This window comes from Actinomadura sp. WMMB 499 (genome assembly GCF_008824145.1).
Taxonomy (GTDB): domain Bacteria; phylum Actinomycetota; class Actinomycetes; order Streptosporangiales; family Streptosporangiaceae; genus Spirillospora.
The window spans coordinates 7,302,056-7,321,881 of the sequence record NZ_CP044407.1 but is presented as its reverse complement, the minus strand read 5'-3'; the positions used below and the strand labels follow the sequence as shown (position 1 = coordinate 7,321,881).

At 74.9% G+C, this 19,826-nt stretch carries 15 protein-coding genes; 5 read left to right on the top strand and 10 right to left on the bottom strand.

The features are described from left to right. Position 1 precedes the first annotated feature (1 nt). Together F7P10_RS33055 and F7P10_RS33050 are read left to right on the top strand one after the other, a co-directional pair. Positions 2–520 (top strand): TetR/AcrR family transcriptional regulator, encoded by a 519-nt coding sequence (locus F7P10_RS33055; RefSeq protein ID WP_151015499.1) that lies wholly within the window; start codon positions 2–4, stop codon positions 518–520. Between the two features lie 146 nt (positions 521–666). Next, positions 667–1,908 (top strand): MFS transporter, encoded by a 1,242-nt coding sequence (locus F7P10_RS33050; RefSeq protein ID WP_151015497.1) that lies wholly within the window; start codon positions 667–669, stop codon positions 1,906–1,908. A gap of 82 nt (positions 1,909–1,990) precedes the next feature. Here the strand turns inward: F7P10_RS33050 and F7P10_RS33045 are convergent, their stop codons facing one another. The 8 genes from F7P10_RS33045 to F7P10_RS33010 all read right to left on the bottom strand — a co-directional run bounded on the left by F7P10_RS33045 (position 1,991) and on the right by F7P10_RS33010 (position 12,597). Then, the gene (locus F7P10_RS33045) at positions 1,991–2,941 is read right to left on the bottom strand and encodes an electron transfer flavoprotein subunit alpha/FixB family protein (protein ID WP_151015495.1); all 951 of its coding nucleotides are present in this window, start codon (positions 2,939–2,941) and stop codon (positions 1,991–1,993) included. Between the two features lie 23 nt (positions 2,942–2,964). Further along, positions 2,965–3,744, bottom strand: a complete 780-nt coding sequence (locus tag F7P10_RS33040; protein ID WP_151015493.1) for an electron transfer flavoprotein subunit beta/FixA family protein — start codon at positions 3,742–3,744, stop codon at positions 2,965–2,967. A gap of 288 nt (positions 3,745–4,032) precedes the next feature. Then, entirely contained in the window at positions 4,033–5,352 is a 1,320-nt protein-coding gene (locus tag F7P10_RS33035; RefSeq protein ID WP_151015491.1) for a phosphotransferase, read from the bottom strand. Between the two features lie 42 nt (positions 5,353–5,394). After that, positions 5,395–7,920, bottom strand: a complete 2,526-nt coding sequence (locus F7P10_RS33030) for a protein kinase (RefSeq protein WP_151015489.1) — start codon at positions 7,918–7,920, stop codon at positions 5,395–5,397. Continuing rightward, positions 7,883–9,730, bottom strand: a complete 1,848-nt coding sequence (locus tag F7P10_RS33025) for a protein kinase (protein WP_176611752.1) — start codon at positions 9,728–9,730, stop codon at positions 7,883–7,885. The genes F7P10_RS33030 and F7P10_RS33025 overlap by 38 nt, the downstream gene beginning before the upstream one ends. Positions 9,731–9,988: 258 nt before the next feature. Further along, positions 9,989–10,939, bottom strand: coding sequence for an acyl-ACP desaturase (locus F7P10_RS33020; RefSeq protein ID WP_151015485.1), 951 nt, complete (start codon positions 10,937–10,939; stop codon positions 9,989–9,991). A gap of 174 nt (positions 10,940–11,113) precedes the next feature. Beyond that, a complete protein-coding gene (locus F7P10_RS33015; RefSeq protein ID WP_151015483.1) occupies positions 11,114–11,881 on the bottom strand; it encodes an SDR family oxidoreductase in 768 nt (255 codons plus the stop codon). A 68-nt stretch (positions 11,882–11,949) separates the two neighbouring features. Continuing rightward, positions 11,950–12,597, bottom strand: coding sequence for an NADPH-dependent F420 reductase (locus F7P10_RS33010; protein ID WP_151015481.1), 648 nt, complete (start codon positions 12,595–12,597; stop codon positions 11,950–11,952). A gap of 84 nt (positions 12,598–12,681) precedes the next feature. On the opposite strand from F7P10_RS33010, the gene F7P10_RS33005 reads away from it, so the two are divergent. After that, positions 12,682–13,074, top strand: a complete 393-nt coding sequence (locus F7P10_RS33005; RefSeq protein ID WP_218040218.1) for a helix-turn-helix domain-containing protein — start codon at positions 12,682–12,684, stop codon at positions 13,072–13,074. Here the strand turns inward: F7P10_RS33005 and F7P10_RS33000 are convergent. Continuing rightward, on the bottom strand, positions 13,061–13,843 hold the full coding sequence (locus F7P10_RS33000; protein ID WP_151015479.1) for an enoyl-CoA hydratase/isomerase family protein: 783 nt from the start codon (positions 13,841–13,843) through the stop codon (positions 13,061–13,063). The genes F7P10_RS33005 and F7P10_RS33000 overlap by 14 nt on opposite strands. A 138-nt stretch (positions 13,844–13,981) precedes the next feature. On the opposite strand from F7P10_RS33000, the gene F7P10_RS32995 reads away from it, so the two are divergent. Together F7P10_RS32995 and F7P10_RS32990 are read left to right on the top strand one after the other, a co-directional pair. Further along, complete coding sequence (locus F7P10_RS32995) at positions 13,982–16,993, top strand: DEAD/DEAH box helicase (protein ID WP_151015477.1); 3,012 nt, start codon at positions 13,982–13,984, stop codon at positions 16,991–16,993. Continuing rightward, entirely contained in the window at positions 16,993–17,814 is an 822-nt protein-coding gene (locus F7P10_RS32990) for an SWIM zinc finger family protein (protein WP_151015475.1), read from the top strand. The genes F7P10_RS32995 and F7P10_RS32990 overlap by 1 nt, the downstream gene beginning before the upstream one ends. A 68-nt stretch (positions 17,815–17,882) precedes the next feature. Here the strand turns inward: F7P10_RS32990 and F7P10_RS32985 are convergent, their stop codons facing one another. After that, positions 17,883–19,733 (bottom strand): serine/threonine-protein kinase, encoded by a 1,851-nt coding sequence (locus F7P10_RS32985; RefSeq protein WP_151015473.1) that lies wholly within the window; start codon positions 19,731–19,733, stop codon positions 17,883–17,885. Positions 19,734–19,826 lie beyond the last annotated feature (93 nt).

The following is a 19,826-nucleotide window of genomic DNA, read 5'->3' as shown; positions in this document are numbered from 1 at the left end:
CATGACGAAGAACTCCCTCCTGGACGCCGCGGAGGCGGTGCTCTCCGAGCACGGCACGCAGGCGCTGACGCTCACCGCGGTGGCCGACCGCGCCGGCGTCAGCAAGGGCGGGCTGCTCTACCACTTCCCCTCCAAGGAAGCGCTCGTCAAGGCGATGGTGGCGCGGGTCATCGAGGAGTTCGACGACCTGATCGCCGCGCACGACGACGGGACGCCCGGGTCCTACACCCGCGCCTACGTCGAGGCGACCTTCGAGATCCTGACCGGCGAGGCGCGCGCCTACCGGCGCTGGTCGGCCATCACGGCCGCCGCGACGGACCCCGGGCAGGGGCTGCCGCTCAACGAGGCGATGCGCCGCTGGCACGGCCGCGCCGCCGGCGAGGACGCCGACCCGGTGGCGGCGGCGGTCGTCCGGCTGGCCGCCGAGGGCCTGTGGGAAGTGGTCAGCCACGCGCCCGAGCTGTACGACGAGGAGCAGTTCGCGGCGCTGAAACGGCGGCTGCTCGCCCTCCTCGGGTAGCGCCCCGCTCCCCCGCTGGAACGCTCCACGTCCCTCGTCCGGGCCCGTCCGCCCGAATCCGACTGTCCGCATCCGGTCCGCACTCCCGCGCGGCCGGCGCACGTGTCCGGGGCCCTCCGCCCCCCGAGTTCAGAAAGAGGTGAACCATGCTGCTCCGCGCCCGTACCGGGACGTTCCTGACGTTCGCCCTCGCGGGCCTGCTCACCGGTGTCTGGGTCGCGCGGATGCCCGCGCTTGCCGGGAAGTTCGGGACGTCCGAGAGCGAGATCGGCATCGTCGTCCTCGTCTGGGGGCTCGGCGCGGTGGCCGCCATGCAGGCGCTGCGCGGGGTGATGGCGCGGGTCGGGAGCCGGGGCGCGCTGCGGTTCGCGCTGCCGCTGACCGCGCTGGCCTACGTCGCGGTCGCGGTGGCTCCGACCTACTGGTCGCTGCTGGCCGCCGTGGTGGCGTTCGGGATGACGTTCGGGATCACCGACATCGCGATGAACGCGCAGGCCAGCGTGGTCGAGCAGGCGTACCGGCGGTCGATCATGAGCGGCATGCACGCGGGCTGGTGCATCGGCGCGATGACCGGCGGGCTGTTCGGCGTCGCGACGGCGGCGCTCGGCCTCGGCTTCACCGCGACGGTGCTGATCGCCGCGCTGTTCGCGCTGCCCGCCGGGCTCGCGCTCGGCCGCACCTACCTGCCCGACCCGGACGCCCCCGCCGGGGCCGGGACCGGCGGGCGCCGGCGGCGCCGGATGCCCGCGGCCGTGTACCTGATCGGCGTGCTCGGCTTCATCGCGTTCATGACCGAGGGGTCGATCGCCGACTGGAGCAGCCTGATGCTGCACGACGAGCTCGGCGCGACCGAGTCGCTGGCGGCGTTCGGGTACCCGGTGTTCGAGCTGGCGATGCTGATCGGACGGCTCGTCGGCGACCGCGTCCGGATGCGGATCGGCACGCGGCGGCTGCTGGCGGGCGCCGGGCTCGGCACCGCGGCCGGGATGACGGTGGTGGTGCTCGCCCCGACGGCGCACGTCGCGATCGCCGGCTTCTTCGTGACGGGCCTGGTCGTCTGCGTGGTCGTCCCGACGACGATCTCGCTCGCCGGGACCGCCGCGCCGGACCGTCCGGCCGCCGCGGTCGCGCAGGTCGGCGCGATGGGCTACGGCGGGCTGCTGCTCGGCCCGGTGGTGGTCGGGTTCCTCGGGGACGCGACGTCGCTGCGGGTCGGCGTCGGCGTGGTGGTCGTGCTCGCGCTGCTGATCGCGGCGGGCGCCCGGTTCGTCCCGCTGGGCGAGGGCGCCGATCTGGCCGCCGCACGTCCCGTCCCGGTGCGGGACGGGACGCCGGGCGGATCCGGCGGGCCGGAACCCGAGCCGGAACCGGAGCCGGTCGCCGCCTGAACCGGCCCCGTCGGGGTGCGGGACATGCCGGACGCCCCGGACGTGCGAGCGTCCGGGGCGTTCGGGCGGAGTCGTCAGGCGCTCACTTGCGCTTGTTGATCTCCTCGGTGAGCTGCGGCGCGACCTGGAAGAGGTCGCCCACGATGCCGTAGTCGACGAGCTCGAAGATCGGCGCCTCGGGGTCCTTGTTGATGGCGACGATGGTCTTCGAGGTCTGCATGCCGGCCCGGTGCTGGATGGCGCCGGAGATGCCGACCGCGACGTAGAGCTGCGGCGACACCGTCTTGCCGGTCTGGCCGACCTGGAACGAGTGCGGGTACCAGCCGGCGTCGGTCGCGGCGCGGGAGGCGCCGACGGCCGCGCCGAGCGAGTCGGCCAGGCCCTCGATGATCGAGAAGTTCTCGGCGCCGCCGACGCCGCGCCCGCCGGACACGACGATCGCGGCCTCGGTCAGGTCCGGGCGCTCGCCCTTCTCCTGCACGACCTTCTCGACGATCTTGGCGCCCTTGTCGGCGTCCGACAGGGACACCGACACCTGCTCCTCGGCCGGGGTGGCCGCGTTCGCCTCGGGGGCGATGGAGTTCGGCCGGACGGCGATGATCGGCGTGCCGGTCTTGACCTTGGCGTGCGCGATGATGCCGCCGCCGAAGATCGAGTGCTCGGCGACGAAGCCGTCGGCGACGTCCACGACGTCGGTGAGCACGCCGGAGCCCGTCTTGACCGCGAGCCGGCCGGCGATCTCCTTGCCCTCGCCGGTGGCGGCGACGAGCACGGCGGCCGGGGACTTGTCGGCGACGAGCTGCGCCAGCAGCGCGGCCTTCGGGCCGGTGACGTAGGAGGCGAGCTCCTCGTCGGCGGCGACGTAGACCTTGCCGGCGCCGTACTCGGCGAGCCGGTCCTTGGCGTTCTCGTAGCCGGGCCCGACCCATACGGCGGCGGCCTCGCCGAGCCGGTTGGCCAGCGTCAGCAGCTCGAGGGTGACCTTCTTGACCTCACCGTCGACGTGGTCGACGAGGACGAGAATCTCAGTCATGGTTCGTGAATCCCCTTCCCCGGTCAGACGAACTTCTTCGACGCGAGGAACTCGGCGATCTTCGCGCCGCCGTCGCCCTCGTCGGTGACGATCTGACCCTGCGCGCGCGGCGGGGCGTCGGCGAAGTCGACCACCTCGGTGGCCGCGTTCGCGACGCCGACCTGCGCGGCGTCGATGCCGGCGTCGGCGATGCCGAGCGTCTCGACCGGCTTCTTCTTGGCCGCCATGATCCCCTTGAAGGAGGGGTAGCGCGGCTCGTTGATCTTCTCTACGACGCTGACCACGGCCGGCAGGGTCGCCTCGACCTTGTCGTAGCCGTAGTCGGTCTGCCGCTGGACCTTGATGGCGGAGCCCTCGATCTCGACCTTGTTGGCGAGCGAGAGCTGCGGCAGGCCGAGCCGCTCGGCGAGCATCGCGGCGAGCATGCCGGTGCGCGCGTCGGTGGACTCCGAGCCGAGGACGACCAGGTCGAACTCGGTGCGGCCGAGGGCCTGCTGGATGGCGTAGGACGTCTGCAGCGCGTCGGAGCCCGCGAGGGCGTCGTCGAGGAGGTGCACGGCCTTGTCGGCCCCCATGGCCAGCGACTTGCGGATCGACTCCGTCGCCTTGTCCGGGCCCATGGTCAGAACGGTCACCTCGCCGCCCTGGGCCTCCTTGATGCGCAGCGCCTCTTCGATGGCGTACTCATCGAGCTCGTTGATGACACCGTCCGCGGCAGCGCGGTCGAGCGTGCTGTCATCGGACTTCAGCTTGCGCGGGCTCTCCGTATCGGGAACCTGCTTCACCAGGACGACGATGTTCATGGCCGGTGGCCGACCTCCCTGCACTCGTTTGGCCGCTGGGGCAGCGGACAGAGGGGCGCCGCCCATGACGGGTCGACGCGGACGTGCGTTTTCGCAGTCACAGCCTGCCAAACCCCCGAACGCCCTTCGGATCCGGGTCCCCGGTTCGGCTGTGCCCACTCGCATGTTACCCGTGAGTAGCCTGGTGGCAAATCCCAGGTGGTGAGACCTTACCCACCTCCGGGGAATGCCCGACGGGCCGGTCTCACCCAAGAATCGGACGTGGCGCACATCACACTACGGACGGTCTCAGAACCGGTCGAAAGCACCGTGCAGCCGGTCCAGCGCGGCCTCCACGCTGCTGGCCAGCCCGTACATCGGCGCGAAGCTCGGCGTGAGCGACAGCGCGCCGACCACCGCCGCCAGGGTGAGCGCGGTGAGCACCGCCCCGAACGCCGCGATCCGCCGGGGCGACGCGGCGACCCGCAGGAAGATCCGCTCCAGCCTGCGGCGCGGCCCCCGCACGCCCGGCGCCGTCCACAGGACGGCGGCGCCCGCGCCCGCGCCGAACGCGCACGCGGCGAGCGAGTCGATCTCCACGCCGAACACCGTCGCGGCCAGCAGCGCGGGCGGGACCGCGACCGTGAGGACGGCCGCGTACGGGACGGTCGCCAGCGTGCGCCCGAACGCGAGCGTCCAGTCCCGGAACGAGACCGCCGTGACGGCGCGCAGCCAGGTCACCGCGAGGAGCGAGAGGGCCAGCCCGGCGATCGGCATCATCATCGCGGCGCCGACCGCGATCACCACGACCATCGCGGCGAGGAGGCGGGCCCAGCCCTGCGCGACGGCGAGCCGGTGCGCGTCCGCGTCCGTCCGGCGGACGGACTCCGGCCCGGCGTCCGGCGGCACCGCGGGCGACGGCACCGCGTCCGGCGCGGGCGGGGCCGCCTCCGCGGGCGGGGCCCGCAGCGACTCGGGCGCCGGGCGCGGGACGGCCGGGGGCGGTTCCAGCCGCCCCACCGCCTCGGCCAGCTCGGCGGCCGACGGCCGGGCGTCCCGGTCGGCGGCCGCGGCCGCCTCCAGCAGCGGGCGCAGCCCGCCGGGGACGGCGTCCGGGTCCACGGCGGCGAACAGCACGACCGTCGCCCACGCGCGGACGTCGTCGGCCGGATCGGCGGACGCGGCCACCCCGAAGTCGACCACGACCGGCGCGTCGTCCACGACCAGCACGGTCCCCGGATGGAGGTCGCCGTGCGCGAGACCGGCCCGGTGGATCGCGGCGAGGGCCTTGGCGAGGCCGAGCGCGGTGCGGTGCAGCGCCTCCCCCGCCAGCGGGCCCCGCTCCGCGACGACGTCGGCGAGCGGGCGGCCCGGCACGAGCCGTGTCACCACGTAGGGCCGCCCGGAGCCGCCCGCGTGCCCGGCGTCGCCGGCGCCCGCTCCGTCCAGGACGTCCACCACGTGCGGGCTGCGCACCTCCCGCATCCGCGCGACGTCGGGCACCGCCCCCTCGGGCAGCGTGCGGATCGCCACGTCGCGGCCGTCCGGGCCGGTGGCGCGATGGACGGCCCCGGCACCGCGGCCCAGCGCGGACAGCAGCCGGTACGGGCCGATGTGTTCGCCGATCATATGGTCGGCCACCCTACCGATCTCCGGCGCCGCGGTCCGCGATCACGCGTACCCGGTGCGGCGCAGCTCCGTCTCCAGGGCGGCGAGGAACGCGTCCACCTCCGCCTTCACGTAGGTCTCGCGGAGGCGCCGCAGCGTGAACGTCCGGGCCCGGGCCTCGTCGGCGCCGACCACCTCGGCGAGCCCGCGCCGGTCACCGACCAGCCAGCCGAGGGCCCGCGCGACGAACTCGTCCACCTCGGCGGGGTCGTAGCCCTCCTTGAACCGGACGCGCGTGAACCGCGCGCTCTGCAGCAGCGCGACGGCGCGCCGGACGTCCACCAGCTGCCCCGGCGTCACCGGACGGCCCCGCAGGACGGCCTGCGCGTGCGTCCCGTACAGGCTCGCGGCGCGGTAGATCTCGGCGAGGCGCGGCCCGTTCGCGGGGATGCCGGTGCCGGTCCGGGCGTCGCGCGCGGCGCGCCCGGCGGCGGCCAGCGCCTTGTTCGCGTACTTGGCGGCGTGCCCGTGCTCGGTCCACGACCCGCCCATCGCGTGGGCGCGCTCGGCGGCGACCAGCTCCCGCTTCGCCTCCGCCAGTGACACCTCGATCACCGACACCGTCAGCGCCAGCCCGGCCCGCTCGAACGCGGCGCGCCCCGCCACGACCCGGTCGACGGGCCGCTGCGGCGCCGGCCGCGGCACCGGCTCGGGCTCGGGCTCGGGTTCGGGCTCCGGCTTCGGCGCGGGCCGCAGGTTGAGCCGGGGGGCGATCGAGCCAGGGTTGGCGAACCGGGCGGCGAGTTCCTGCGCCTCCGGACGGGCCGCCGGGTCGCGGGCCAGCGCGTCCTCCAGGACCTCCCGCAGGTCGGGCTCGATGCCCGCGAGGTCCGGCGAGCCGGTCAGCACCCGGCGGACGAACGCCGCCGGGCTCGTCGCCTCGTACGCGCGGCGGCCGGTCGCGGCGAACGCGATCGTCGCGGCCCAGCCGAACACGTCCGTGGGCGGGCCCGACGGGCGCCCCTCCAGGACCTCGGGCGAGACGTACCCGGGCGTCCCCATCGGCCCCTGCGTCAGCCGCGTCGCGCCCGACAGGTACGCGATGCCGAAGTCGATCAGCACCGGGGAGCCCGCGACCAGCATCACGTTGCCGGGGTTGACGTCGCGGTGCACGCCGTCCACCGCGTGGACCGCCGCGAGCGCCTCCGCCAGGCCCCCCGCGAGCCGGAGCAGCCCGTCGCGGGGCAGCGCGCCGCGGCCCTTGACGGTCTCCAGCAGCGAGGTGCCCTCGACGTACCGGGTGACGATGTACGGCTGGTCGGCGTCCAGGTCGTGGTCGATCAGCTCCACGACGTGCCTGCTGCTGACCCGCCGCATCGCGGCGACCTCGCGGCGCAGCCGGTCGCGGGCCTGGAACTCGGCGGGCAGCGACGCGTGCAGCATCTTGATCGCGACCATCCGGCCGTCGTCGGCGCGGGCGAGGAACACCTCCCCCATGCCGCCGCGCCCCAGCCGCTGCAGCGGCCGGTACGGGCCGATCGGGTCGAGCGGCCGGGACCGGACCGGTCCCCGCGCCGACGGCTGGCTGCCGCCGGACGCGCGCAGCCCGATCGAGTCCGGGCGCAGCGCCCGCAGCCGCCGCACCAGGTGCTCGGCGGGCGGGCGGGCCGCCGGGTCGGCGGTGAGCGCCTCCTCCAGCAGCGGGCGCAGCTCCGCCGGGACGTCGCCCAGATCGTGGTCGCCGCGGATGATCCGCAGGCAGACGGCCGCGTCGTTCGGCGCGTCGTACAGGTCGCGGCCGGTCGCGGCGTAGGCGACGGTCGCGGCCCACGCGAACACGTCGGCGGCCGGGCCCGCGTCGTGGCCCTCCAGCAGCTCGGGCGACAGGTACCGCCACGTGCCCGCGCGGGCGCCCGTGCCGGTGAGGCGCGTGTCGCCCACGCCCTGCGAGATGCCGAAGTCGATGACGACCGGCTCGCCGCCCTCCAGCAGGACGTTCCCCGGCTTGATGTCGCGGTGCACGACGCCCGCGCGGTGCACGGCCTCCAGCGCCTCGGCCGTCCCGACCGCGATCCGCCACAGCGCCGCGCCGTCCGCGACGCGCCCCTCCCGGACGGCGTCCTGCAGCGAGCGGCCCTCGACGTAGCGGGTGACGATGTACGGGACGCGGGCGTCCACGTCGAACTCGACGATCTCGGCGACGCGCGGGGTGGTGACCCGGCCCATCGTCTCGACCTCGCGGCGCAGCCGGGCCCGCGAGTCGCCCTGGTCGACCAGGTGCGGGTGCAGGATCTTGACCGCGTAGGTGCCGCCGCGCGGGTCGGTCGCGCGGAACACCTGCCCCATCCCGCCCGCGCCGATCAGCTCGAGCGGCCGGTACGGGCCGATCGCCGCGGGCAGCTCCACCTCCCGGCGCGGGTGCGCGGACTCCGGGTACGGCGGCGCGGACTCCGGGTACGCCGGCGGCGCGGACTCCGGGTACGGCGGCGGACCGGCGGGCGGGCCGCTCGCGGGCGGGTGACCGGACGTCGGCGGGGGGCTCCAGGCTCCGTCAGAAGAACGGGATCCCGGAGACGAGGTCTCGGACATCGCTGCGCAGGCTCTCCAGGTTCTGGCTCATTCCGTCCAGCGGCGTGGTGTCCGGTGGCTGCTGCTGGGACAGGCCGACGAGGACGACCGCGAAGACCCCGATGATCAGCGCGCCGACGAGGGCGGCCTCGGCGCGCGGCATCAGCGCGCCCCAGACCCGGGCGAGCTGCCGCCGCGGCGCGCCGCTGCCCGGGGCCAGCGACATCAGCACGATCACCAGCATCGCCGACCAGGCGATCGCCCGGGAGGCGGTCATGTCCGGGTCGGCGAAGATCAGCACCCCGAGCAGGATCATGCCCGCGAGCAGGCTGAGCGACGACAGCAGGGCGGTCATCGTGAGGGCGCCCGGCAGGTGCAGCGGCGTCCGGAACGCCGCCGCGACCGCGTCGCCGGTGCGCGGGCCGCGCCGGGTCTGCCGGCCCTCCATGCCCTTGGCGGCCTTGTCGGCCATCCGCAGGACCAGGACGCCGCCGAGGGTGACGGCGACCGCGAGCAGCGGCGCGATGCCGGCGAAGCCGAGCAGCGCGACCAGGACCAGGAAGCTGATGATCCGGTACCAGCCGTAGGGCTTGCGGGCCTCGCGGTCGCCGCGGTCGTCGCGCGTCCGCTCGTCGCGCCGGTCCGCGCGCGGATCCTGCGGCGGCTGCTCGGGCGGCCTGCGCTGGAGCCCGCCGCGCTGCGCGTAGGGCTCCGGGTACTGCTCCTGCGGCGGGTGGGGCTGCTGCCCGTACCCGCCCTGCCGGCCGTACTGGTCGTACTGGCCGGGCCGGTCCTGCCGGTACTCGGGCGGCGGCGGCGCGGGCGGCGGGGCCGCCGGGGGCAGCTGCCCGACGAAGTCGCTGGGTTGGGAGTGGACGGGCTGGGAGTGGACGGGCGCGGGCACCGGCGGCTGCGTCGCCGACCGCCCGGCGCTCTCCCCGGTGGGCGGGGGCGGCATGGTGAACCGCCCGGCCTGGTCCGGGTCGGGGGAGCCGACCGCGGCACCGGCGGCGGCACCGGCCGCCGCTCCGGCCGCCCCGGCCGCCGCGGCGCCCGGGTAGTGCCGGTCCACGCGCGTCTGGTCGGTGACGGTGGCGTCGAAGTGCAGGCGGCGGGTGAGCTGGACGAGGTCGACGGCCTTGGGCCGCTCGGACGGGTCGCGGGCGATCGCCGCGCGCAGCACCGGCAGGATCGGCGCGGGCACGCCGTCCAGGTCCGGCTTACCGGACATGATCTTGTAGAAGATCGCCTCGAACGTGCCGGAGCCGAACGGCGGGCGGCCGGTCGAGCCGTACGCGATCGTGCCCGCCCAGGCGTGGACGTCGGAGTGCGGGCCCGCCTCGTGCCCCTCGATGATCTCGGGGGCGAGGTAGCCGGGCGTGCCGATCACCATGCCGGTCGCGGTGAGCCGGGTCGCGTCGGCGGCCTGCGCGATGCCGAAGTCGATCACGACGGGCTCGCCGCCGTCCATCATCATGACGTTGGCGGGCTTGAGGTCGCGGTGGACGATCCCGGCGCCGTGGATGGCCGACAGCGCGGACGCGAGCCCGACCGCGAGCCGCTGCAGGTCGGCGCCCTCGACGGGGCCGTTCTCCTCGACGACCTCCTCGAGCGTGCGCCCCGGCACGTACTGGGTGACGATGTACGGCTGCTCGGCGGTGACGTCGGCGTCGAGGATCTCGGCGACGTGGGGGCTGTGCACGCGCCGCATCGAGTCGACCTCGCGGGCCAGCCGGCGGCGCGCCGTGGCGTCCCCCGCCACCGCGGGCCGCAGCACCTTGATGGCCACGTTGCGCCCCTCGGGGTCGGCGCCGAGGTAGACGACGCCCATGCCCCCTTCCCCGAGAGTCTGGAGCACGCTGTAGTGGCCGATTCGGTCCCCGGACGTGACAGCTCCCCTCATCGTTTGCGAAAACCCTACCCTTCGCACGCTCCCCGAAAGGATGCCGACAGGAGGGTGCCGCCCCTCCTCCTGAGTTCTTCCACGTCCTCTTTGACGCCGCCGACCCCCGGTCGGGTTCCGGTCCGGCCGGCATCTCAGCCGAAGTGCGGGTGGATTCGCGGGCGACGAGGGTGCGACGGCCGCGGATCAGGACCGGCGGGCGGCCTGCCGGGCCCGGCGCTCCTCGCGGCGGGTCTCGAACTTGGTCGCGGCGGCGTCCAGCTGCTGCAGGAACTCGCCGAGCTCGTCGCGGGCCTTGTCGCCGTCGCCGGTCAGGTCGGTGCGGTCCCACACCTTCCACTTGCGCAGCACCGGGACGAGGACGTCGTCGTGGTGCAGGCGCAGGTCGTAGATGCCGGCGTTCGCGATGATCACCGACTTCTTGAGGAACCCGTCGATGCCGGTGCCGGGCATCTCGAACGCCTTGACCACGTCGGTGATCGCGCGCATCGTCTCGTTCGGCGCGATCTCCAGCGCGGCGCCCAGCAGGTTCCGGTAGAAGATCATGTGCAGGTTCTCGTCGGCGGCGATGCGGGTCATCATCTGCTCGCAGACCGGGTCGCCGGACGCCCTGCCGGTATTGCGGTGCGAGACGCGGGTGGCCAGTTCCTGGAACGACACGTAGGCCGTGCCGTGCAGGAACGAGTCGCCGTGCGTGGCCGCGTAGCCCTGCTCCATGTGCTGCATGCGGGCCCGCTCGAGCGCGACCGGGTCGACGGCGCGGGTGACGGTGAGGTAGTCGCGCAGGACGATGCCGTGCCGGTTCTCCTCGGCCGTCCACCGGTTGACCCAGGCGCCCCAGGCGCCCTCCTGGCCGAACACGGTCGCGATCGCGTTGTGGTAGCCGGGCAGGTTGTCCTCGGTGAGGAGGTTGACGATCAGCGACTCGCGCGCCTCCTGGCTCAGCTTCGACTGCTCGAGCGACCACTCCTCGCCGCCGAGCGGCCCGTCGAAGTCGCGCCCCTCGCTCCACGGTACGTACTGGTGCGGGAACCACTCCTTGGCCATCGACAGGTGGCGGTCCAGCTCCTTCTCGACGACCTGCTCGAGCTCGATCAGGAGGCCGTGCTGGAACTTCTTCTCGGGGCTCTCGGACATGTCGCTTCCTCGCTCCTAACTTACTCAACCGTAGGTTCGATGGTCGCGAGTCGGCGGTATCGCCGTCAAGTAACACCCGGCACAATCAACCGCGCGCGACTTTTGTAGACCCGGACGAAACGCGAACCCCACCTTTGCTGCTCACGGCGGGTCTCACACGCCGCCACACCACGCTCACTGCGTGTCGGCGGCCTGCTTCCACACGCGGCCGGCCGCAGCCCGCAGCAGCGGGCGCGGCAGGACGCGCAGCGCGGGCATCACCGCCTTGTACTGGGCTCCGGGCACGCACAGCGCCCGTCCCGCCGCGACCGCCTCCAGCCCGGCGCGGGCCACGTCGTCGCGGCGCAGCCACATCAGGTTCGCGGGCGACGCCTCGTCCGTCCGCGTGAAGCCGGGGCACAGCGCCGTCACGTGCACGCCCTTGCCCGCGACCTCCGCGTGCAGGCTCTCGGAGAACGACGCCACGTACGCCTTCGTCGCCCCGTACGTCGCGCTTCCCGGCGACGGCGCGAAGCCGGCCACCGACGCGACGTTCAGCACCCCGCCGCGGCCGCGCTCCACCATCCCCGGCAGCGCCGCGCGCGTCAGCCGCACCGGCGCGGTCACGTTCAGCTCGATCTGCGCCAGCTGCTCCTCGACCGGCTCCTCGGCGAACGCGCCGAAGGCGCCGTAGCCCGCGTTGTTCACGAGCAGCTCGACCGGCGCGTCCCGGAGCCGCCGCTCGACCTCGCCGCGCGGCCCCATGTCGGTGAGGTCGGCCGCGAGGACCTCTACCCGGACCCGGTACCGCTCGACGAGGTCGCGGGCCAGTTCGTCCAGCAGGTCGGTCCGGCGCGCCACCAGGACCAGGTCGGTGCCCCGCGCGGCGAGGAGCCGCGCGAAGCTCTCCCCGATCCCGCTGGACGCGCCCGTCACGAGCGCCGTTCGGTACGCCTGCCGCATGGCCGCCGATGCTACCGGGCGATCTTCCGCCGGCCGTGGAACACGCCCGAAAAGGATGGCATCGGCGCCTACCGCGGGTCCCCCATGTGCGCCACGGGCGGGAGCATGGCGGCCGGGTCCTCGCCCGCGGCGAGCAGCCCGACCGTGAAGGCCGTCGCGGCCTCCAGCAGGGCGGCCCGCGCCAGGCTCCCGCCGCGCATCGGGACGCAGCCGAGGTCCCGCACCAGGCCCCCGACCGCCTCCAGGGCGTCCGCGTCGTCCCCGCACAGCGGGACCCCGAGCGGGCGGCCGCCGAACACCGGCGGCGTCATCCGCCACACGCCGTCCGGGCACAGGTTGAACGCCTTGACCACCCGCGCGCCCGACGCGTCGGCGATCCGGCGCGCCGCCGAGGGGCCGCCCCCGGTCGTCAGCGCCTCGAACGGCGGCGCCATCGGGTTGGTGCAGTCGATCAGCACCCGCCCCGCCAGGACGCCCTCCGCCGCGCCCGCGTCCCGCAGCGCGTCCATGGCGCCGTCGTGGGGAACGGCGAGCAGGACCGCCGCGCCGAACTCCGCCGCATCCCGCAGCCCGCCGCCCGCGCAGCCCAGCCGCCCGGCGAGCGCCGCCGCCTTCGCGGGGGTCCGGGCGCCGATCAGCACCTCGTGGCCCGCGCGCACCCACTGCCCCGCGAGCGCGTCCGCCATGTTCCCCGCGCCCAGCACGCCGATCCGCATCCCGTCCTCCTCCGGTCGATTACCGTCGGACGGGACGTTAGGCGGGTCGTTTCGCACCATCCGGTGCGTATCGGAAGGGGCAGGATGAGCGGCGATCCGATGCACGAGCACGAGTTCATCGCCGACTGCCGGGCCCGGCTCGCGTTCGACCTGCTGTCCGGCACCTGGACGGGCGTCGTGCTGCTCGCGCTGCGCCACGGCCCGCTGCGTCCCGGCGAGCTGCGGGACCGCATCGGCGGCGTCAGCCACAAGGTCCTCACCGGCACGCTGCGCCGGCTGGAGGGGGACGGGCTCGTGGCGCGGCGGCGCTACGCGGAGGCGCCGCCGCGCGTGGAGTACGAGCTCACCGAGGCGGGGCGCGGGCTGCTGGAGCCGATCCGGGCGCTCGGCCGGTGGACCGAGCGCCACGCCGACGACGTCCTGGCGGCCCGGGACCGGGCCGCCCTCGGCGCGGCCGGCGAACTCAGCGGCCGGTGAACTTCGCCTTGCCGGGGCCCTCCTCCATGAAGCTCTTCATGCCGTTGGCCTGGTCCTCGGTGGCGAACAGGGCCGAGAACTGCACGCGCTCGATCTCCAGGCCCGTGTCCAGGTGGACCTCGAGCCCCGAGTCGATCGCCTGCTTGGCGGCGCGCAGCGCGACCGCCGGGCCGCCGACGAACGTCGCCGCCCACTCGCGCGCGGCCGTGTAGACGTCGGCGTCCGGGACGACGCGGTCGACGAGGCCGATCGCGAGCGCCTCGTCCGCCTTCACGTGCCGGCCGGAGAAGATCAGGTCCTTGGCCTTCGCGGGACCGACGAGCCGGGCCAGCCGCTGGGTGCCGCCCGCACCGGGGATGACGCCGAGCGCGATCTCCGGCTGCCCCACCTTCGCGCCCTCGCCCAGCACCCGGAAGTCGGCGGTCAGCGCGACCTCCAGGCCGCCGCCGAGCGCGTACCCGGTGATCGCCGCGATGACCGGCTTGGGGATGCCGGCGAGGGCCTTGCCGAAGTTCTGCAGGAGGTGCGAGTGGCCCGCCGACATCTCCGCGGACGACATCGGGGCCATCTCCTTGATGTCCGCGCCCGCCGCGAACACCTTCTCCCCGCCGTAGATGATCACCGCGGCGACGGCGGCGTCCTCGGTGACCCGCCGGGCGGCGTCGGCCAGCTCCCGCTGCATCGCGGCGTTCAGGGCGTTCATCTTCGGCCGGTCCAGCCTGATCGTCGCGATCCCGTCCTCGACCTCGACCCGTACGAACTCGCCCACGAACGCCTCCATGCTCGGTTGACCACGACGCCCCGAACCTAACAAGGCGTCCGGTCCGTCGCGGCGGCACCGCCGGGTGCCGGCGATGAACTCGGGTGTCGCCGGTAACGTCGGGTGCCGCTGGTAACTTCGGTGTCCATGCTCGTCGGACACGCCACCTGGCACGGCGGTGCGCTGTGCCTGTGGGCCGAGCGCACCGGCCCGCACGAGCCGTCCGGGGACGTCCACCCGTTCGCCGCCCGCGACTTCACCGGCACCTCCTACGAGCCGCTCGTGCGCGGCGCCGTCCGGGTCGAGCTCGCCCTCGCGCTGCCCACGGCCGGGGACCACCCGCTCCCGTCGGCGGAGCTGGGGCCCGAACCGGTGTCCGGGCCGCCCGAGCTGCGGCCGTGGCGCGTCCCGGCGCTCGTCCTGGAGCCGTTCCCGGCGATGGCGCTGCTGCAGGCCGCCGAGCACAGCGGCGACGTGATCCCCGGTACCGACCTGCGCTTCCTGGGCCTGCTCGCCGAGGAGGCGGTGGCCCTGGCCGGGCGCGGGCACGTCCTGCCCGCGCTGCTGCGCGAGGACGGCGATCTCGTGGCGCGCTGGCGTCCCGTCCTGGACGATCCCGCGCGGTTCCGCGCGCTGGCGCGGGCGATGCCCGCCGCGTGCCGCGCGGCCGACGGCGGCCGCCCCGCCGCGGACGTCCTGCGGGAGGCGCTGTCGGGGCTGGTCGACACGGCGGTGCGCGGCACCGTCCCGCATCCGCTGCTGCCGCACCGGCGCGGCAGGGCCCCCGACCGGCTGCCGCTGGCCGAACGCTGGGTGGCGGCGCTGACCGGCCCGTCCGCCGAGGTCGCCCGCGAGACCCGCGACGACCCGGACGCGCTGATCGCCGAGCTGGACGCGTGGGCCGCCGCGGCGCGCCGCCCGTCCGGGCCGCTGCGGGTGTGCTTCCGGCTCGCCGAACCGGGCGCGGACGAGTACGAGACCGGCGAGGCGAGGGGCCCGCGCGAGGACGGCTCGTGGCGGGTCGAGTTCGCCCTGCAGGGCACCGACGACCCGAGCCTGTACGTCCCGGCGTCGCTGGTGTGGGCGGGCGAGGCCCCCTCGATCGCGGACGCCGAGGAGACGCTGCTGACCGGCCTCGGCCGCGCGCTCCGGCTGTTCCCCGACCTGGCCCCGGCCCTCGACTCCCCCGTGCCGGACGAGCTCGTCCTCGACACCGCGGGCGCGTTCCGGTTCCTGCGGCAGGCCGCGCCGATGCTGGCGGCCGCCGGGTTCGGCGTGCTGCTCCCCCACTGGGCGGGCAAGGCGAAGCTCGGCATGAAGCTCACCACCCGCACCGAGGACCCCGAGGCGTCGTCCGGCGCGGCGGCCCCGTCGGGCTTCGACCTCAAGGCCATGATCGATTTCCGCTGGGATCTGGCGATCGGCGACGCGAGCATCGACGAGGACGAGCTGGCGGAGCTCGCGCGGCTGAAGACGCCGCTCGTCCGGCTGCGCGGCCAGTGGGTGGAGCTCGACCCGGAGCAACTGGAGGCCGCCCTCGACTTCCTGCGGCAGCCCCGGCGCGGCCGGATGCCGGCCGCCGAGGCGATCCGCGCGATCGTCCACGCGGGCGAGGACGCCCTCCCGCTCGTCGACGTGGACGCCGACGGCGCGTTCGGCGACCTGCTGTCCGGCGAGGCCGATCGGCGCCTCGTCCCGATGCGGACGCCGGACGAGCTGGACGCGGACCTGCGCCCCTACCAGGAGCGCGGACTGTCCTGGCTGTCGTTCATGAACGATTTGGGGCTAGGCGCCCTGCTTGCGGACGATATGGGATTGGGTAAGACCATTTCCATCCTCTCGCTGCTGGTGCACGAGCGCCGGGACGGCGCCGCCCGTCCGGGCCCGACCCTCGCGATCCTGCCGATGTCGCTGGTGGGCAACTGGGAGCGGGAGGCCGCCCGGTTCGCGCCGAAGCTGCGCGTGTACGTGCACCACGGGACGTCCCGGCACCGGGGGGACGACGTGGCGCGGGCGGCGGGCGAGGCCGACCTGGTGCTGACGACCTACGGGACGGCCGCGCGGGACGCCGAGGCGCTCGCGGCCGTCGCGTGGGAGCGGGTCGTCTGCGACGAGGCGCAGGCGCTGAAGAACAGCGGCACCCGGCAGGCGCGGGCGGTGCGGAGCATCCCGGCGCGGAGCCGGATCGCGCTGACCGGCACGCCGGTGGAGAACCACCTGACCGAACTGTGGTCGATCATGGAGTTCGCGAATCCGGGGCTGCTCGGGCCGCGCGCGGTGTTCCGGCGGCGGTTCGCGGTGCCGATCGAGCGGGACGGCGACGAGCGCGCGGCGGCCGCGCTGAAGCGGGCCACGCAGCCGTTCATCCTGCGCCGCCTCAAGACCGACCGGTCGATCATCTCGGACCTGCCGGACAAGCAGGAGATCAAGGTCTACTGCAACCTGACGGCCGAGCAGGCGTCGCTGTACCGGGCGACCGTGGACGACATGCTGGAGCAGATCGCCGAGGCAGACGAGAAGCAGCGCCGGGGGCTCGTGCTGGCGACGATGGCCAAGCTCAAGCAGGTCTGCAACCATCCGGCGCAGCTGCTCAAGGACGGTTCGCGCCTCCCCGGCCGCTCGGGCAAGCTGGAACGGCTCGAGGAGATCTGCGCCGAGATCGTCGGGCAGGGCGAGAAGGCCCTCGTGTTCACGCAGTACGCCGAGTTCGGGTCGATGCTCCAGCCGTACCTGGCCGCGCACCTGGAACGTCCCGTCCTGTGGCTGCACGGCGGGACGTCCAAGCAGGCGCGCGACGACCTGGTGCAGCACTTCCAGCACGACCCGGAGCCGGCGGTCTTCCTGCTGTCGCTGAAGGCGGCCGGGACGGGCCTGACGCTGACGGCCGCGAACCACGTCGTGCACGTGGACCGGTGGTGGAACCCGGCCGTCGAGGACCAGGCCACCGACCGGGCGTTCCGCATCGGGCAGACCCGCAACGTGCAGGTCCGCAAGTTCATCTGCGCCGGGACGATGGAGGAGCGCGTCGACGAGATGATCGAGCGCAAGAAGGCCCTCGCCGAGTCGATCGTCGGGACCGGCGAGGACTGGCTGACCGAGCTGTCGGTCGCCGAGCTGCGCGACGTCCTGCGGCTGGACCCGTCGGCGGTGAGCGGCTGATGGACGGTCCGGACGGCGGCGGGCCGGAGGGCGGCGGGCCGGACGGCGGCATCCGGGCCCGCAACCGGCGCGGCTCGATCGGCGAGCGGTGGTGGTCGCGGCGGTTCATCGACCTCGTCGAGTCGTTCGCCGACAAGGGGCGGCTCGCGCGGGGGCGGACGTACGCACGCAAGGGCAACGTGACGGACCTGAAGGTCGCGCCGCACGAGGTGACGGCGAAGGTTCGCGGTTCGGCGCCCGACCCCTACGACGTGACCCTGGGCATCCATGGCATCGACGCGGCGGGCTGGCGCGCGGTCGAGCGGGAGCTGGCGTCCCGCGCGCTGTTCCGGGCCCGCCTGCTCGCGGGCGAGATGCCGCCGGAGATCGAGTGGGTGTTCGCCGAAATGGGCCTGGCGCTGTTCCCCGGGACGGCCGCCGACCTGCACCTGATGTGCGACTGCCCTGACTGGGGCGACCCGTGCAAGCACGCGGCGGCCGTCCTGTACCTGCTGGCCGAGGCGTTCGACGACGACCCGTTCCTGATCCTGGCGTGGAACGGGCGCGGACGGGACGCGCTGCTGGCGGCGCTCCGCCGCGGTTCGGCCACCGAACCGGACCCGCTCGAGATGGACGACGAGCCCCTGACGGCGGACGGTTTCTGGACGGCGCCGTCCGGGCTCGCCCGGCTCCGCGAGCGCCCGGCCGCACCGCCCGTCCCGCCGGGGTTCGTCCTGCGGGTGGCGGCGCCGCCGCCGGTCAAGGTCCGGCGGCGACCGCTCACCGACGTCCTGGCCCCCGCCTACGAGGCGCTGGCCGAGGAGTCCGGCGACGACGGGTGAGCACGCCGCTCGGCCGGTGGCCGCAAGAACCCGCCTCGACCGCGGGCGGCCGCCCGGGCCGGAGCCCGTCAGTGCTGGTACTGGCGGAACGGGCCGCTCGTCCCGAGGGTCAGCGACTCCCAGCGGGCGGCCCCGTTGCCCTGCGGGGTGAGTTTCTGTAGGCCGACCGTTTCGCACCGGTCGTACTCCTGCGGCTTGCCCGCGTAGAAGACGATCTCCTTCTCGGCGGACAGCAGCAGCGCTTTCGTCGCGCACGGGGCCCCGTCCGGACCCGTCCAGGCGACCCCGACGGTCTGGGTCCCGACGTCGTCCGAGGTCAGCTCGATGGTCCTGTGCTCCGTCCCCTCCGGACCGCCCCACTGCCAGACGCCCCGGAGCCGCTCCGGGACGGTGTGGTTGCGGGCGAGGGTGAGCGACTGGGCCGGTTCGGGACCCGTCCAGCGGATCTTCCCCGCCTCCATCGTCAGGGAGACCTCCACGCGGTCGGCGCAGTCCTCGGGGCCGCCGAAGAAGCGGCTGTTGCTCATGTCGAGCCGGACGGCCGGCCCGCCCTGCTCGAGGGCGCCCTGGTACTCGCACAGGAAGCCGCCCTCGGCCGAGTGGAGGACGGCGACGGCGTCTCCGACGGCGCCCCGCCGGACGGTGAGGCGGCGCACGCGGGAGTCGGGCCCGTCGAGCGCGCCCGTCCGTCCTTCCCAGGTGCCGACCATGTCCAGCGGGACCGCACCGGCCGGGGCGGTGATCGGCGCCGAGGCCGCCCCGGTACCGACGCGCCCGCCGCCGTCGGGGTTCCGGTTCTGGAGCAGGGCGAACGCGAGCCCCGCGGCCACCACCACGGCGGTGGCCGCGGCCCCCAGGCCGAGGTAGGCCGGCGTCCGGCTACGGCGACGGCGGCGGCGCGGCGGGGCGCCGGCGGGCGAGGTGGCCGGGCCCGGCGCGGCGGGAGCGGTCCCCGCGGAGGAGGTGCCCGCGGGCGGTGGGGCGGCGGCGGGCGGCGGCGGGGGCGGCGTTCCCGGTTGCGGCTCGCCGCCGTCCGCCGGGTCCTCGACCTCCAGCAGGAACGCGGCGTGCCGGCCCAGCTCGGCCATGACCGCGGCGGGCAGCCACGCGCCGGCGGGCGGTTCGGCGAGGACCCCGGCGAGCAGTTCGTCGAGGCCGGGCCGGTCGGCGGGGTCCTTGGCCAGGCAGCGGTCCACGAGGTTGCGGACGGGCCCGGCCAGGTCACCGAGGTCGGGAGCCTCGGTGGCGATGCGGAACATCCGGGCGTGCACGCCGCCGTCGCCGAACGGGTGCCGCCCGGTGGCCGCGAAGGCGAGCACGGCGCCGAGGGAGAAGACGTCGGACGCCTGCGTGAGGGGCGTGCCGCGGACCTGTTCGGGCGACATGAACCCCGGCGACCCGACGACACCGCCCGTCCGGGTGCCGAGACCGTCGTCGACCGAGCGCGCGATGCCGAAGTCGATCAGCTTCGGGCCGTCGATGGTGACGAGCACGTTCGACGGCTTGACGTCGCGGTGGATCAGGTCGAGGCCGTGCACCGCCCGCAGCGCCCGCGCGAGCCCGGAGGCCAGCGCGAGGACGGACGCCTCGGGCAGCGGGCCGTGCGTCTCCACGACGTCCTGCAGTCCGGGGCCGGGGACGTACGCGGTGACCACCCAGGGCGCGTCCGATTCGGTGTCGGCGTCCAGCACGGCCGCGGTGAACGCGCCGCCGACCCGCCGGGCCGCGTCGACCTCGTGCCGGAACCGGCGGCGGGTGCCGGGATCCCGCAGGAGTTCGGGATGGACGAGCTTGACCGCGACCGCGCGCCCGCGCGCGGACCGTCCGAGGTACACCCGTCCCATGCCGCCCACGCCGAGCCGCGCGATCAGCCGGTACGTTCCCGCGCTGCGCGGGTCTCCCGGGCCGAGTGCCTCCACGGCGCACCTTCCGACGGTCGGCGGTCGATCACCTTGGTGAAGGATAGGGCGCGCCCGTCGAAGATACGGCGGCACGCCCCTTTCCGGGTGATG

Bases quoted from the DNA above. Each gene is read 5' to 3' on its own strand.
- F7P10_RS33055 (WP_151015499.1), top strand. From the start codon at position 2: ATGACGAAGAACTCCCTCCTGGACGCCGCGGAGGCGGTGCTCTCCGAG.
- F7P10_RS33050 (WP_151015497.1), top strand. From the start codon at position 667: ATGCTGCTCCGCGCCCGTACCGGGACGTTCCTGACGTTCGCCCTCGCG.
- F7P10_RS33005 (WP_218040218.1), top strand. From the start codon at position 12,682: ATGAGCGGCGATCCGATGCACGAGCACGAGTTCATCGCCGACTGCCGG.
- F7P10_RS33015 (WP_151015483.1), bottom strand. From the start codon at position 11,881: ATGCGGCAGGCGTACCGAACGGCGCTCGTGACGGGCGCGTCCAGCGGG.
- F7P10_RS32995 (WP_151015477.1), top strand. From the start codon at position 13,982: ATGCTCGTCGGACACGCCACCTGGCACGGCGGTGCGCTGTGCCTGTGG.
- F7P10_RS33010 (WP_151015481.1), bottom strand. From the start codon at position 12,597: ATGCGGATCGGCGTGCTGGGCGCGGGGAACATGGCGGACGCGCTCGCG.
- F7P10_RS33045 (WP_151015495.1), bottom strand. From the start codon at position 2,941: ATGACTGAGATTCTCGTCCTCGTCGACCACGTCGACGGTGAGGTCAAG.
- F7P10_RS33030 (WP_151015489.1), bottom strand. From the start codon at position 7,920: ATGTCCGAGACCTCGTCTCCGGGATCCCGTTCTTCTGACGGAGCCTGG.
- F7P10_RS32990 (WP_151015475.1), top strand. From the start codon at position 16,993: ATGGACGGTCCGGACGGCGGCGGGCCGGAGGGCGGCGGGCCGGACGGC.
- F7P10_RS33035 (WP_151015491.1), bottom strand. From the start codon at position 5,352: ATGATCGGCGAACACATCGGCCCGTACCGGCTGCTGTCCGCGCTGGGC.
- F7P10_RS33040 (WP_151015493.1), bottom strand. From the start codon at position 3,744: ATGAACATCGTCGTCCTGGTGAAGCAGGTTCCCGATACGGAGAGCCCG.
- F7P10_RS33025 (WP_176611752.1), bottom strand. From the start codon at position 9,730: ATGGGCGTCGTCTACCTCGGCGCCGACCCCGAGGGGCGCAACGTGGCC.
- F7P10_RS33020 (WP_151015485.1), bottom strand. From the start codon at position 10,939: ATGTCCGAGAGCCCCGAGAAGAAGTTCCAGCACGGCCTCCTGATCGAG.